The sequence below is a fragment of the Streptomyces cacaoi genome, from assembly GCF_006539165.1.
Classification (GTDB): Bacteria; Actinomycetota; Actinomycetes; order Streptomycetales; family Streptomycetaceae; genus Streptomyces; species Streptomyces cacaoi.
Genome location: NZ_BJMM01000195.1, coordinates 1 through 514, shown reverse-complemented (window position 1 = coordinate 514; position 514 = coordinate 1). Strand labels below are relative to the sequence as shown.

The 514-nt window shown below is 73.3% G+C and carries 1 protein-coding gene; it reads left to right on the top strand.

What is annotated here, in order from left to right; translation table 11 throughout:
• Nucleotides 1-58: 58 nt before the first annotated feature.
• On the top strand, nucleotides 59-514 hold a 456-nt coding region (locus tag SCA03_RS34900), incomplete at its 3' end, for a phosphopantetheine-binding protein (RefSeq protein ID WP_170223881.1).

The window sequence follows — 514 nt, the reverse complement described above, 5'->3', positions numbered from 1 at the left end:
GGTGACGACCGCACCGAGCGGTGGCGGACGCGCCCCGCGCAACGGGACCGAGGAGGCCGTGGCCCGCATCTGGGCCGAGGTCCTCGGCGTGGAACGGGTCGGCATCGACGACAACTTCTTCGAGCTGGGCGGGGACTCGATCCTGAGCATCCAGGTGGTGTCCCGGCTGCGCCGCGCGGGGTTCGTCGTCTCCCCGCAGGATGTGCTGGTGCGGCAGACGGTCGCCGGGGTCGCGGCCGTCGTCCGGCGGACGGATGCGGAGGAGGCGGAAGCCGGCGCGGGGGCGGCTTCCGGCACGGACGGCGCGGCACCGGTGCCGTCCGGCCCCGTCGTGCTGTCACCCGTCCAGCAATGGTTCCTGGAGACCCGCACCGAGGCCCCCGACCACTTCGGGATGTCGATGCGGCTGGCGGTGGCCGAGGGCGTGGACACGGGTGTGTTGGCGGATGCGGTGCGTGCGGTGTTCCGGCACCACGAGGGGTTGTGGACGCGGTTCGAGCGGTCGGATGAGGGA